Genomic DNA, 12690 nt, shown 5'->3' with positions numbered 1-12690 from the left:
TTCAATGCGGGCGGGGTCGATGTCGTGCTGGAGAAGAGCGCGTTTCACGGAAGGAGAGAGCCTCAATTCCCGAAGTTCCGTTCGGGCTGAGCGTGTCGAAGCCCTGTCCTTCCCTTCTGCTGCGCTGGAAGAAAGGGAGGGCTTCGACAGGCTCAGCCCGAACGGTTTTGAATCTCCATCCGTCCCTCCCTCATGGCCCGACACCTCAGCCACCGCCGCGATCCGTCCCAGCACCGCCCCGGGCACCGCCTCGGCGCCGCTGTCGAGGAGGATTTCGCGCAGCACCCCCGCAGCAGGCGCGGGCACCTCCATCGTCACCTTGTCGGTCTCCAGCTCGACCAGCGGATCGTGCTGCTCGATGCGGTCGCCGACTTGCCTGAGCCAGGCGCGAACGACGGCCTGGGTGCCTTCCTGCTCGGCGGGGACGAGGATGTCGATCATCGTCAGAACCCCACCAGTTCGTCGATCTTGGCCCGAATGCGCTCCACGCTCGGCACCGCCCAGTTCAACAGCACCGGGTTATGCGGGCTGGGAATGTCCGGCATCGTCACGCGGGCGACCGGCGCGTCGAGGTCGAGGAACGCCTCGTCCGCCACCACGGCGGCGACCTCGGCGCCGAAGCCGCCGGTCTTCAGATCCTCGTGGACGATGAGGCAGCGGCGGGTGCGGCGGATCGACTCAAGCACCATCTCCTTGTCCCAGGGAACCAGGGTGCGCAGGTCGATGATGTCGGCGGAGAAATCGGCGGCGGCCTCCTCGCAGCGCGGCACCATCGCGCCCCAGGTGACGATGGTGATGTCGTCGCCTTGCCGGGTTTTCTTGGCGCGGCCGAAGGGGAGGACATAATCGTCGCCCGGCCAGGGGCGGCGCGCCCAGCTGTCGTCGAGCATGGCGCGGTGCTCGAAGAAGATGACCGGATCGTTGCCCCTGAGGCCGGCGCGGAGGAGGCCGACGGCGTCCTCGGCGTTGGACGGGACTGCAACCAGCCAGCCCGGATTGTGGACGAACTGCACCTCGTTGGTCTGGCTGTGCCACGGATCGCCGCACTTGAAGAAGCCGCCGGGGATGCGGAGCACCATCGGCGCGGCGAAGCGGTTGGCGGTGCGCCAGCGCATCGTGCCGCAATCGTTGATCTGCTCGGTGGCGGGCTCGGCATATTTGCGGAACTGGATTTCGGGGACCGGCATCAGGCCCGCGAGCGCCATGCCGACAGCCCGGCCGATAATGCCCTCCTCGTTCAGCGAGGTGTCGAACACCCGGTCGTGGCCGTATTTCTCCTGCAGCCCCAAAGTGACGGCATGGACGCCGCCCTTGGGCCCGATATCCTCGCCGAAGAGGAGGACGCGCGGGTTGCGCTCGAGCTCGGCGTCGAGGGTGCGGCGGATGGCGGTGACCATGTTGATCCGCTGGCCCTCGGGCTTGGGCTCCTCATGGCTGGAGGGCGCGCGGTAGCCGTGGGTCCATTGCCCCCCGAGGCGCTGCATCTCGCCGTCGTAGAAGACATGGTCGAGGACATGCTCGGGATCTGAGACGCCGCGCTGCTCGGCTTCGGCGCGCGCCGCTTCGACGGCGGCCTGGGCCTCGGCTTCGATCCGGTCCCACTCCGCCTCGTCCATCGCCGCGCCGACGAGGTACGACTTGAGCTTGGGCAAGGGGTCGTGCGCCCATTCGTCGCGAACGAACTCCTCGGTCTTGTAAGTCTGGGTGTCCTGGAAGCTGTGGCCCTGAAGGCGGGGCACGCGGAGGTGGAGCAGCGCCGGCCCCTTGCGCGCGCGGACATGATCGACGGCATCGCGGATCAGGCGGGCGGCTTCGGCGGGTTCGGTGCCGTCGCCCTTGAAGATGGCGAGGCCGGTGAAGCTGGCGAGGTTGGCCGAGATGTCGGCGCCCGGCGTCTGGTAGGTGCAGGGCACCGAGATGCCGTATTGGTTGTCCTCGACGTAGAAGAGCATCGGCAGCTTCTGCGTGGTGGCGATGGTCAGCGAGGCCCAGAAGCCGCCGGTCGCGCAGGACGCATCGCCGCCGAGGACGACGGCGATCGCCTCGTCATAGGCGCGCTCGCCGAGCACGTTGCGATAATATTCGATCGCCTGCGCCCAGCCGGCCGTCGGCGTGTATTGCGCCCCGACGCCGCCCGACATGGGGAGCGCGGGGGCGCCGTTCGGATTCGGGTAGTTGAAGACGACGCCGATGTCGCGGCCGTCCGAATAGCCCCCTTCCCTGCCCATGCCGGAGCCCAGCGCATCCTCGATCGGCACGCCGAGCGAGAGCAGCAGAGGCCGCGAGCGGTAATAGCCGCAGGTGGCGTCGTGGCGGTGGGTGAGGCGGGAGCCGAGCAGGACCTGCGCCATGTCGTGGCCGCGCGCACTGAACTGGTAGAGGACCTTGCGCTCGGGGACGAGCCGCTCCTCTTCGAGCTTGTCCATCGCGCGGCTGACCTGGGTGAGATAGGCGATGCGGTGCCAGTCGAAGGCGGGGTCGGGCGAATTGGTGCGGGCCTCGCGCTCCGCCACGGCCTGGTCAGCCATCCATCGTCTCCACGACGGCGGCGGCGAAGCGGTCGACATTGTCGTCGGAGAGGCCGACGACGTTGAAGCGGCCCGAGCCCGCCATGTAGATGCCCTTCTCCTTGCGCAGCGCCAGCACCTGGTCGGGGGTCAGCGGCAGCATCGAGAACATGCCGTTCTGGCCGTCTATGTAAGCGAGCCGCTCGTCATAGGCGGCGAGGCGGGCGCGGAGGGTGCGGATGCGGGCGCACATCTCCTTCAACTCGGCATTCCAGTCGGCGCGCAGCTCCGGCGTGTCGAGGACGAGGCGGCAGATGGCGGCGCCATGGTCGGGCGGCATCGACCACATGGTGCGGGCGAGCTGCATCAGGTTGGCGAAGACCTTGTCCGCGGTGGCGGAAGACCTTGCCTTGACGAAGAGGTTGCCGACCCGCTCGCGATAGACGCCGAAATTCTTGTCGCAGCTCTGCGCGACCAGCGCCTGCTCGGCCGCCTCAACGACGAGGCGCGTGCCGGCGGCATCGGCTTCGAGCCCGTTGCCGAGGCCTTGGTAGGCGAGGTCGACATAGGGGATGAGGCCGCGGCGGGCGACGATGTCGGCGACTTCGCGCCATTCGCCGGCGGAGAGATCGGCGCCGGTCGGATTGTGGCAGCAGCCGTGGAGGAGGACGAGGTCGCCCGCCTCGGCGGCGTTGAGGGCGGTCGCCATCTGGTCGAACAGGATGCGGCGCGCGTCGCAATCGTAATAGGGATAGGGCACCATCTCGACGCCGGCGCACTCGATGAGCGGGCCGTGATTGGGCCAGGTCGGCTGGCCGACATGGATGCGCGCCTTGGGATTCGCCTTGGCGATGAGGTCGGCGCCGAGGCGGAGCGCGCCGCAGCCCCCGGGGGTCTGGAGGCCGACGATGCGGCCTTCCGCGGCGAGGCTTTCGCCGAACACGATCGGCCGGATGAGGGCGGTGAAGCGCGGGTCGCCCTGCGAGCCGAGATAGGCCTTGGTCTCCTGCGCTTCCCACAACCGCCGCTCGGCTTCCTTGACGGCGCGCAGGATCGGGGTGCCGCCCGCAGCATCGCGATAGACGCCGACGCCGACATCGATCTTCTCCGGCCTGGTGTCGGCCTCGGCGAGGGCGATGAGTTGGAGGAGCGCGTCGGGCTTCTGTTCGTCCAATCGGTCGAAGAGGGGCGGCTGCGTGCTGCCGGTGATGCTGTCCATCCTGCCTCCTGTGCCGCCGGACGATGTGCCCAGACCCGCGACCGTGCCTTTAACCGGGGGCGGTTGCCAATGCTTATCTGTTTTGCCGCTGCGGCGGCTGGAAATGAAACAGATTGGCCGATATTCACCCGATGCATGAAAGAAACTGATCGCCTTAGCCCCCTCGACCGCCGAATCGTCCGCGAGCTGCAGCGCGACGCGGGGCTTTCCCACGCCGCGCTGGCGGAACGGGTCGGCGCGTCCGCGGCTTCGGTCTGGCGGCGGGTGCGGGCGCTGGAGGCGGACGGCGTGCTCGGCAAGGCGGTGCGGCTCGCGGATCCGGAGGCACTGGGCCGTGCCGTCAACGTCCTGTGCCAGGTGCGGATGACGCGGCAGACGGTGGAGGCGCGGGCGGAGTTCGAAGCCTTCATCCAATCGCGCGAGGAGATCGTCGAATGCTACGCCATGTCCGGCGAGTGGGACTATCTCCTGCGCATCGCCGTGCGCGACGTCGCCGACTATGACCGCTTCGTCATGCGCGGCGTCCTGGCCCATCCAAGCGTCGCCCACGCCGCGAGCAATTTCGCGCTGAGGCAGGTCAAGTACACGACGGAGATACCGGTCTAGTGCCTCCCCATCAAAGATGGGGAGGGGGACCAGGCCAAGCCTGGTGGAGGGGTAATTGGCCCAGGCCTCGCCACAGACCCCTCCACCACCCTTCGGCCGACGGCTGCTGCGCAGCCGGTTCCGGCTCTCGGCATCCCCCTGGGATGCCGACCCGCCTACACCCCCCTCCCCCTCCGTTCGGACCGGGAGGAACCAGCAACCCTCCCCCGCATTGACTCGCCTGAAACACTTTCGGGAGCGAAACGGCCATGGCGGCGCGCGCATATTGGAAGGGTCAGATCCGGCTGGCGCTGGTCTCGATCCCGGTGGAGATCTTCTCGGCGACCAAATCGGGCGCCCAGGTCCAGTTCAACCAGATTTACGAGCCGACGGGCCAGCGGATCAAATATGAGAAGGTGGTGCCCGGCGTCGGCCCCGTCGACCCGGAGGAGATCGTCCGCGGCTACCAATATGAGAAAGGCTCCTACGTCGTCGTCTCGGACGAGGAGCTGGAGGCGGTGAAGCTCGAGTCGAAGAAGACGCTCGAGCTCACCCAGTTCGTCGATTACGACGAGGTCGACGTCCTCTATTTCGAGAAGCCCTATTTCGTCGTGCCGGCGGACGATCTCGCTGAAGAGGCGTTCATCGTGCTGCGCGAGGCGCTGCGTCGCACGCGCAAGATGGGCATCGGCCAGCTGGCGCTGCGGGGGCGGGAGTATCTGGTCAGCGTCAAGCCGTGCGGGCGCGGCATCGTGCTGGAGACTTTGCGCTATGCCGACGAGGTCAACAAGGCGCGCGACTATTTCCGCGACATCTCCGACGGAAAGCCGGACGAGGAACTGCTCGACCTCGCCCAGACTTTGATCGACAAGAAGACTGCCGACTTCGACCCGGCGCGCTATCACGACCGCTATATCGAGGGCCTCCACGAACTCATCGAGAAGAAGATGAAGGGCCAGACCATCCGCGCCGAGGAGGACAATGCGCCGGCGCGCGGCGGCAACGTCATCGACCTGATGGCCGCGCTGAAGCGCTCGATCGAGCGGCCGGCCGAAGGCGGCGGCAAGGCGGCGCCCAAGAAGGCTGCCGCGAAACCCGCGGCGCGCAAGACTCCGGCAAAGAAGGCGCCCACGAAGTCCGCGCCGGCGCGGAAGCGGGCGTGAAGTTCCTCCCCATCATTCCTGATGGGGAGGGGGACCAGGCGAAGCCTGGTGGAGGGGTATTCGCAGGGCGCTGCAGCCCCTCCAAATACCCCTCCACCACCCTGCGGGTGGTCCCCCTCCCCCCCTGCTCCGCAAGCGGGGAGGAACTATGAAGCGCCCCGACCCCCTTGCCCGATACAACGAAAAGCGGGACTTCGCGAAAACGGCCGAGCCCGCGGGGACGTACGACACGCTCAGCTGGGGCCATGGCAACGGCTTCATGGTCCAGAAGCACGACGCGCGGCGGCTGCATTTCGATTTCCGGCTGGAGCTGGACGGGACGCTGAAAAGCTGGGCGGTGCCGAACGGGCCCAGCCTCAATCCCGCCGACAAGAGGCTGGCGGTCCGCACCGAGGATCATCCCCTCTCCTACGCCACCTTCGAGGGCACGATTCCGAAGGGCGAATATGGCGGCGGCACGGTGATGCTGTGGGACCGCGGCACCTGGATTCCCGCGCCCGGCAAGGACCCGCGCAAGACGCTGGAGGAAGGCCATCTCCACTTCACCCTCGAAGGCGAGCGGATGAAGGGGGAATGGGTGATGTTCCGCCTCAAGGGCCGGCCGGGCGAGAAGGCGGAGAATTGGATGCTGAAGAAGGTCACCGACGACCAGGCGGGCGCGTCGATGGGGCTGACCGAGCGCTACCTCACCAGCATCAAGACCGGCCGGACGATGCAGGAGATCGCCGCTGCGAAGAAGGCGAAGGAGCTGGCGGGGTGGAAGCGGGGGCTGAATAGTCCTCCCCGAGGCAAGCTCGGGGAGGATTGAAGATCCCCGACTTCCGCGCCCCCCAGAAAGCGACCCTCGTCGACCACGTCCCCTCGGGACCGGCGTGGATCCATGAGATGAAATATGACGGCTATCGCTGCCTGCTGGCGATCGGCGGCGGGGAGGCGAAGGTCTACACGCGCTCCGGGCTAGACTGGTCGGACAAGTTCCCCGAGATCGTCGCGGCGGCGCGGGAGCTGGAGGTCGCCTCGGCGCTGCTCGACGGCGAGATCGCCGCGGTCGACGCGGCGGGGCGATCGAGCTTCTCGGCGCTCCAGCAGGCGATTTCGGAAGGCGGCCGCGGCCTCACCCTCTTCCTGTTCGACGCGCTGGAGATCGACGGCGAGGATGTCGCCGCCCTCCCCAATATCGAGCGCAAGGCGCGGCTGGCCTCGCTGCTCGGGCCGGGCAAGCCGCCCATTCTCCTCTACGCCGATCATATCGTCGGGCGCGGCGAGGAATTGCTCCGTGCCATGTGCGACGCCGGGCAGGAGGGGATCATCTCCAAGCGCGCCGACGCGCCCTATCGCGGCCGGCGGACGAAATGCTGGCTCAAGGTCAAATGCATCCAGCGGCAGGAGTTCGTGATCGTCGGCTGGACGCCGAGCGACAAGAAGGGCCGCGGCTTCCGCTCGCTGCTGCTCGGCGTCAATGAGGAGGGTGGCCTGCGCTATGTCGGCAAGGTCGGCACCGGCTTCTCGATGGACGTGATGCACGATCTGCTGGCGCGGATGGAGAAGCTGGAGGTGGACAAGGCCCCGGCGGCGGTGCCGCGGCCCGACGCGCGGGGCGCGCATTGGGTGAAGCCGCAATTGGTCTGCGAGGTGGCGTTCACCGAGTTCACGGCCGAAGGCGTGGTGCGGCACCCGAGCTTCCTGGGCCTGCGCGCCGACAAGAAGGCGAAGGAGGTGGTGCGCGAGCTGCCGCAGCGGCTGGAACGCGCCGTGCCGTCCACCGCCGCGCCGGCCGACGACGACGTCAAGATCAGCAACCCGGAGCGGGTGCTGTGGCCCGAGACCGGCGTCACCAAGGCGGAGCTCGTCGCTTACTACCGTGCCGTCGGCCCGCTGATGGTGGAATGCGCGGCGAACCGACCGCTCAGCCTCGTCCGCTGTCCGCAGGGCCGGGCGAAGAAATGCTTCTTCCAGAAGCACAATACGGGGAGCTTCGGCCCGCACGTCCACCAGATCGAGATCGAGGAGAAGAAGGGTGATTTCGAGGATTACGTCTATGTCGAGGATGCCGCGGGGCTCATCGCCTGCGTGCAAATGGGGACGCTCGAATTCCACGGCTGGGGTTCGCCCACCGCCGACATCGAGAAGCCGGACCGGCTGATCTTCGACATCGACCCGGACGAGGGGCTCGGGTTCGACGTGGTGAAAAGGGCTGCGAAGGACCTCCACAAATACCTCGCCGACATGGGGCTGCAGAGCTTTCCTTTGCTCACCGGCGGCAAAGGCATCCACGTCGTCGTGCCGCTGACGCCGGTCGCCGAGTGGCCGAAGGTGAAGGACTTCGCCCAGCGCTTCGCCGTCGCCCTCGCCACCGCCGAGCCGGAGCGCTTCACCGCCAACCTCGCCAAGGCCGCGCGCAAGGGGCGCATCTTCATGGACTATCTGCGCAACCAGCGGGGCGCGACCGCGATCATGCCCTATTCCGCCCGCGCCCGCGAAGGCGCCCCGGTGTCGGCGCCGATCAGCTGGGACGAGCTGGACGAGACGCAGAGTGGCGCCCGCTTCACCGTCCGCGACGCCGATCTGCTCCTCGAACGCGCCTCCTCCCGGGCGCTGCAGGGCTGGGGCGAGGCGAGCCAGCCGCTGCCGGATTTGTGATGGACAGGATCGACATCAACACCGCCGACCAGGACGCGCTGGACGCTGTGGAAGGGCTCAAGGGCCACGGGCACGAGATCGTGCGGTACCGAGAGGAGCGCGGTGGCTTCAAATCCCTGCGCGATCTGGATGAAGTGCCGGGGCTGACCGGCAAGGTGGATGAGGAGATGAGGACGCGGCTGAAGGTGTAACCAGTCCTCCCCCGGATTTCCGGGGGAGGGGGACCGTCCGAAGGACGGTGGAGGGGCCTCTTCCCGTGCAAGAAGCCCCTCCACCAGGCTTCGCCTGGTCCCCCTCCCCTGCAAATGCAGGGGAGGATTTCTAAGCCGCCAAAGCCAGCTCCAGCGCCTCGTAGTCTTGCGCGCTGAGCGACGGACGCACCGCATTGTCGAGAACCGCCTCGAACATCTCCGCCGGAGCGCCGGCGCGGACGAAGGCGAGGAAGGCGACGCGCTCGGCCGGGTTCATTGCGGGCACCATCAGGCCGAGATAGGCCATCGTTTTCTCTGGCGGGATCGCGCCGACGATCCGCGCCTCGATGGCGATCAGCTCGTCGTCATGGAACAGGCGGTGGAGGAGCGGGAGGATGGTCAGCTCCTCCTCGGCCATGTGGGCGAAATCGGCGGCGACGAACTGGCTGAAGGCGAGGTAGAGCTCACGCGCCGGGGCGGCACGCTCCGCCGGCGGCGCGGCCTCGACGGCGGCGATGGCGGCCTCCAGCGCCACGAAGGCGCGGCGGTGGTGGTCGTGGTCGGCCTCCAACGTGATTGTCGAGCCCGGCGCCCGCGCCTCCAGCGCGGTGTGGATCTCGACCTCCTCATGGTGGAGGTGGCTGGCGCTCAGCACGAGCTGGCGGCGGAGCGCGCCGAGCAGGTCGGCGGTGGCGGCCGGGTCTGCGTAATCGGCCTGCCCGAGGCGGACGAGGAGGTCCGACAAAGCGAGGCGGAGGCCCTTGTGGATCGGGGCGTAGAGGTCGTGGCGTTTCATTTCAGAATCTCCCTGCGGCCGCCCCGGTGCGGAGGGCCGTTCGTTGTTGTGGATGTGAAAGCTGTTCGGCCTCAGGCCGCGGCGCGAACCGCGCTGCGCCAGCCGTGGAAGGCGGCATTGGCCTGGTCCCAGCCGGGCCGGACCGCCATCGTCGCAAGCCAGCGGCGGACGTTCGGATAGGGCAAAAGGTCGTAGCCGATCATGTCGCCCATGGTGACGAGGCCGGCGCCGAAATAGTCAGCGATACTGAGGCTGTCGCCGGCGACGAAGGGGCGGTCGCCGATCATGTGCCGGTCGAGCACATCGAGCCGCGCCGCCGCCCGCTCGGCGTGGAAGGCGAGCCTGTCCGCGCCGCCCAGGACGGCGTAATGCGGCAGGATCTGCGGGTAGACGAGGCCGTAGCCGTGGTCGCGGTAGAAACTGGTGTTGAACCAGTCGAGCGCCTCGTCGACCTTCGCCCGCGCCCGCGCCTCGGCCGGGTAGGCCGCCGCGCCGGCGAGATCGGCGAAATAGCGCAGGATCGTCGCCGATTCGGTGAGGCTGAAGCCGCCGTCGACGAGCGCCGGCACCATGCCGTTCGGGTTGATCTCGAGATACCAGCCGGCACGGTTCTCCTGCTTCGCGAGGTCGACATGGATCAGCTCGACCGGAAGATCGTGATCGGCGAGGAACAACAGGATCGGGCGACATACGGTCGACGCCGGATCGTAATAGAGCTTCATCGTGAACACCTCCCCAAGAGCGAGCGGTCGGTTAGCGCAAGCTTTGTAGCGGCGGGAAGGCGGACGATGGCGGAACTGTTCTGCGCAATACGGACGTTCTTGCCTATGACCGGACAAAGCCGCCTTGTTCTTCACATGAACCATGAGGGAGTTGTCCGGTATGTTCAGCTGTGTTCGGTGATCTAACCCCCCCGCCCGGGTTTTTTGGGGGGGGGTGCGCGCCGCGCAGTGGAGTGGCGGCGCGTCAGCGCCTCTTCTTGCAGAAAGAGCTCGCCCCGCTGCGCCCCTCCACCGCCCTGCCGGTGGTTCCCCTCCCCTGCAAATGGAGGGGAGGATGAGGGGGTGCTTCCCCTGCCCCCTCGTGCGCTTTACCACGCCGCGCATGGACAGCACCGGGGCGGGTCCCCTTCACTGGTGGCAGAGCCGCTGGGGCGTGGCGGCGATCGCCCTCGCCTGCGCCCTGCCCCTTTTGTGGCCGTCCATTCCGCCGCTCCTCGACCTGCCGGGCCACATGGCGGCGTACAAGGTCGAGCTCGATTATGCGCACTCGCCGTACCTGCGCGGCTATTACAGCCTTCACTGGGCGCCGATGGGCAATCTCGGCGTCAACCTGCTCATCCTGCCGATGGCGAAATGGTTCGGGCTGGAGCTCGGCACGAAGCTGATCGTCCTCGCCATCCCGCCGCTGACCGCGCTCGGCTTCCTCTGGACGGCGCGCGAGATGCACGGGCGGATTCCACCAACGGCGCTGTTCGCGGTACCGCTGGCCTATTGCTATCCCTTCGTCTTCGGCTTCGTGAACTTCGCCATGTCGATGGCGCTCGGCTTCCTCGCCTTTGCGCTGTGGGCGCGGCTCGGGCGGCTGGGACGATGGCGTCTGAGGGCCTTGCTGTTCCCGCCGATCACCGCTCTGGTGTGGCTAGCGCACACGTTCGGCTGGGGAACGCTCGGCATCCTCGCCTTTTCCTTCGAGTTCGTACGGGGGCGAGACCGTGGCGAGGCGCCGGTTCGCGCTGCTCTGCGCGCGGCGCTCGAGTGCCTGCCGCTGATCCTCCCCATCATCCTCATGCTGGTGTGGCGGAGCGGCGACGTGGCGGGGAAAACCGAAGGCTGGTTCAGCCTCGGCTCCAAGATCAGCTACATGAAGTTCGCGCTGCGGGACCGGTGGATCTGGCTCGACCTGCCCGCGATCCTCCTCGTCTACGGCCTCGTCGTCGCGGCCCTCGCGAAGCGGCGGCTGGGCATGTCGCGAGTGCTCGCCGCGGGGGCGGCGTTCCTGTTCCTCGCCTATCTGTGCATCCCACAGCGCATCTTCGGATCGGGTTATGCCGACATGCGCCTGTTCCCCTACACACTCGCGGCTGCCGTGCTGGCGATACGCCCGGCGACGGACGCGTCGCCGCGGTTGATGCGCGGGCTGGCGCTGGCGGGCTTGCTCTTCATCGGCGTGCGGCTGGCGGGGAACAGCTGGAGCTTCGCGCTCTACGACGCCGAAGTGCAACGCGAGCTGCCGGCGCTCGACAGGCTGCCGCGCGGCGCGCGCCTGGTGAGCTTCGTCGGGACGCCGTGCCGGACACAGTGGCACTGGACCCGGCTCGACCACCTTCCCGGCCTCGCCGTGGTGCGGCGGGAGGCGTTCGCCAACGACCAATGGTCGGTCGCCGGCGCGCAGCTCAACCGCGCCTCCTACCCGCAGGCGGGCGCCTTCCAGACCGACCCGTCGCAGATCGTCCGCCTCGGCCCCTGCTCGGTCAATCGCTGGCCGACGCTGGACAAGAGCCTGCGCGCCTTTCCGCGCGGGGCGTTCGACTATCTGTGGCTGATCAACCCGCCCGCCTGGGACAGGAGCCTTACCGCGGGCATGGTGCCGGTGTGGACCAACGGGCGCTCGATGCTGTTCCGGATCGTCGACCGGAACCAGCCGGTCAGCCGATCGACAGATACTTTGCCCGTCGCTGAGCCCTGATCGCGTCGCCGCTCTCGGCCGCGAGCTGGTCGAGCTCCTCGCCGATGGCTTGGCCGAGCGCGGCGATGGCGTCGGCGGGGCTGCGCTGGGCGCCGCCCATCGGCTCCTCGACGATCCGGTCGATGACGCCCAATTGCTTCAGATCCTGCGCGGTGACCCGCATCGCCTCGGCCGCGTCGGCGGCTTTTTCCGCGGTGCGCCAGAGGATTGAGGCGCATCCTTCAGGAGAGATGACAGCATAGACGCTGTGCTCGAGCATCAGCACGCGGTTGGCGGTGGCGATGGCGATGGCGCCTCCCGAGCCCCCTTCCCCGACGATCGCCGCGACCATCGGCACCTTCAACTGGAGGCATTCCTCGGTCGAGCGCGCGATCGCCTCGGCCTGTCCGCGCTCCTCGGCCTGGACGCCTGGAAAGGCGCCGGCGGTGTCGACGAGGGTCACCACGGGCAGCCCGAAGCGATCGGCGAGGCGCATCAGCCGCACCGCCTTGCGGTAGCCCTCGGGCTTGGCCATGCCGAAATTGTGCTTGAGGCGGCTGGCGGTGTCGTCGCCTTTTTCGTGGCCGATCACCATGACGCGGCGCCCGCCGATCCGGCCGAGGCCGCCGACGATCGCCTGGTCCTCGCCGAAATTGCGATCGCCGGCGAGGGGCATGAAATCCTCGACGATGGCGGCGACATAATCCTTGAGGTGGGGCCGGTCGGGGTGGCGGGCGACCTGCGTCTTCTGCCACGGCGTCAGCTTCGCGTAGGTGTCGCGCAGCATGCGGTCCGACTTGGCCTGGAGCCGGTCGATCTCCGCGTCGATGTTGAGATCGCTCTCCTCCGCCGTCTCGCGCAATTCCTCGATGCGGCTGTCGAGCTCGGCGAGCGGCTTTTCGAAATCGAGATAGGTGGGCAT

At 68.0% G+C, this 12690-nt stretch carries 12 protein-coding genes; 6 read left to right on the top strand and 6 right to left on the bottom strand.

From position 1 onward, the window contains the following. The 3 genes from VGC56_RS06685 to VGC56_RS06675 all read right to left on the bottom strand — a co-directional run. The coding region (locus VGC56_RS06685; RefSeq protein WP_464124108.1) for a biotin/lipoyl-containing protein at positions 1-441 on the bottom strand (441 nt) is incomplete at its 3' end. Between the two features lie 2 nt (positions 442-443). Next, positions 444-2528: an alpha-ketoacid dehydrogenase subunit alpha/beta gene (locus VGC56_RS06680; RefSeq protein WP_464124107.1), complete on the bottom strand. Its 2085-nt coding sequence runs from the start codon at positions 2526-2528 to the stop codon at positions 444-446. Beyond that, entirely contained in the window at positions 2521-3726 is a 1206-nt protein-coding gene (locus VGC56_RS06675; RefSeq protein WP_464124106.1) for an amino acid aminotransferase, read from the bottom strand. The genes VGC56_RS06680 and VGC56_RS06675 overlap by 8 nt, the downstream gene beginning before the upstream one ends. 135 nt (positions 3727-3861) lie before the next feature. Here VGC56_RS06675 and VGC56_RS06670 point away from each other — a divergent pair, with 135 nt between their 5' ends. From VGC56_RS06670 to VGC56_RS06650, 5 genes are all read left to right on the top strand, one after another. Next, positions 3862-4332 carry an Lrp/AsnC family transcriptional regulator gene (locus tag VGC56_RS06670; protein WP_464124105.1) on the top strand — a complete coding sequence of 157 codons (471 nt, stop codon included), beginning with the start codon at positions 3862-3864 and terminating at the stop codon, positions 4330-4332. Positions 4333-4580: 248 nt separating this feature from the next. Then, complete coding sequence (ku, locus tag VGC56_RS06665; protein ID WP_464124104.1) at positions 4581-5474, top strand: non-homologous end joining protein Ku; 894 nt, start codon at positions 4581-4583, stop codon at positions 5472-5474. Positions 5475-5622: 148 nt separating this feature from the next. Further along, on the top strand, positions 5623-6282 hold the full coding sequence (locus VGC56_RS06660; protein ID WP_464124103.1) for a DNA polymerase ligase N-terminal domain-containing protein: 660 nt from the start codon (positions 5623-5625) through the stop codon (positions 6280-6282). Beyond that, positions 6279-8114, top strand: a complete 1836-nt coding sequence (gene ligD / locus VGC56_RS06655; RefSeq protein WP_464124102.1) for a DNA ligase D — start codon at positions 6279-6281, stop codon at positions 8112-8114. Before VGC56_RS06660 ends, ligD begins: the two co-directional genes overlap by 4 nt. Beyond that, positions 8114-8305, top strand: a complete 192-nt coding sequence (locus tag VGC56_RS06650; RefSeq protein WP_464124101.1) for a ComEA family DNA-binding protein — start codon at positions 8114-8116, stop codon at positions 8303-8305. The genes ligD and VGC56_RS06650 overlap by 1 nt, the downstream gene beginning before the upstream one ends. A gap of 130 nt (positions 8306-8435) precedes the next feature. Here VGC56_RS06650 and VGC56_RS06645 read toward each other — a convergent pair whose 3' ends face one another. Both VGC56_RS06645 and VGC56_RS06640 read right to left on the bottom strand, forming a co-directional pair. Further along, on the bottom strand, positions 8436-9101 hold the full coding sequence (locus VGC56_RS06645) for a hemerythrin domain-containing protein (protein WP_464124100.1): 666 nt from the start codon (positions 9099-9101) through the stop codon (positions 8436-8438). A gap of 71 nt (positions 9102-9172) precedes the next feature. Beyond that, positions 9173-9823 (bottom strand): glutathione S-transferase family protein, encoded by a 651-nt coding sequence (locus VGC56_RS06640; protein ID WP_464124099.1) that lies wholly within the window; start codon positions 9821-9823, stop codon positions 9173-9175. Positions 9824-10205: 382 nt separating this feature from the next. On the opposite strand from VGC56_RS06640, the gene VGC56_RS06635 reads away from it, so the two are divergent. Next, the gene (locus VGC56_RS06635) at positions 10206-11789 is read left to right on the top strand and encodes a hypothetical protein (RefSeq protein ID WP_464124098.1); all 1584 of its coding nucleotides are present in this window, start codon (positions 10206-10208) and stop codon (positions 11787-11789) included. Here VGC56_RS06635 and VGC56_RS06630 read toward each other — a convergent pair. Further along, a complete protein-coding gene (locus tag VGC56_RS06630; protein ID WP_464124096.1) occupies positions 11749-12690 on the bottom strand; it encodes an acetyl-CoA carboxylase carboxyltransferase subunit alpha in 942 nt (313 codons plus the stop codon). The genes VGC56_RS06635 and VGC56_RS06630 overlap by 41 nt on opposite strands.

The sequence above is a fragment of the Allosphingosinicella sp. genome (genome assembly GCF_036403745.1).
Lineage (GTDB): Bacteria > Pseudomonadota > Alphaproteobacteria > Sphingomonadales > Sphingomonadaceae > Allosphingosinicella.
This window is presented reverse-complemented; position numbering and strand designations above follow the sequence as displayed.

Coding starts and splice junctions, on each gene's coding strand:
- VGC56_RS06680 (WP_464124107.1), bottom strand. CDS start 2,528: ATGGCTGACCAGGCCGTGGCGGAGCGCGAGGCCCGCACCAATTCGCCC.
- ku (WP_464124104.1), top strand. CDS start 4,581: ATGGCGGCGCGCGCATATTGGAAGGGTCAGATCCGGCTGGCGCTGGTC.
- VGC56_RS06640 (WP_464124099.1), bottom strand. CDS start 9,823: ATGAAGCTCTATTACGATCCGGCGTCGACCGTATGTCGCCCGATCCTG.
- VGC56_RS06650 (WP_464124101.1), top strand. CDS start 8,114: ATGGACAGGATCGACATCAACACCGCCGACCAGGACGCGCTGGACGCT.
- VGC56_RS06645 (WP_464124100.1), bottom strand. CDS start 9,101: ATGAAACGCCACGACCTCTACGCCCCGATCCACAAGGGCCTCCGCCTC.
- VGC56_RS06675 (WP_464124106.1), bottom strand. CDS start 3,726: ATGGACAGCATCACCGGCAGCACGCAGCCGCCCCTCTTCGACCGATTG.
- VGC56_RS06670 (WP_464124105.1), top strand. CDS start 3,862: ATGAAAGAAACTGATCGCCTTAGCCCCCTCGACCGCCGAATCGTCCGC.
- VGC56_RS06630 (WP_464124096.1), bottom strand. CDS start 12,690: ATGCCCACCTATCTCGATTTCGAAAAGCCGCTCGCCGAGCTCGACAGC.
- VGC56_RS06635 (WP_464124098.1), top strand. CDS start 10,206: ATGGACAGCACCGGGGCGGGTCCCCTTCACTGGTGGCAGAGCCGCTGG.
- VGC56_RS06660 (WP_464124103.1), top strand. CDS start 5,623: ATGAAGCGCCCCGACCCCCTTGCCCGATACAACGAAAAGCGGGACTTC.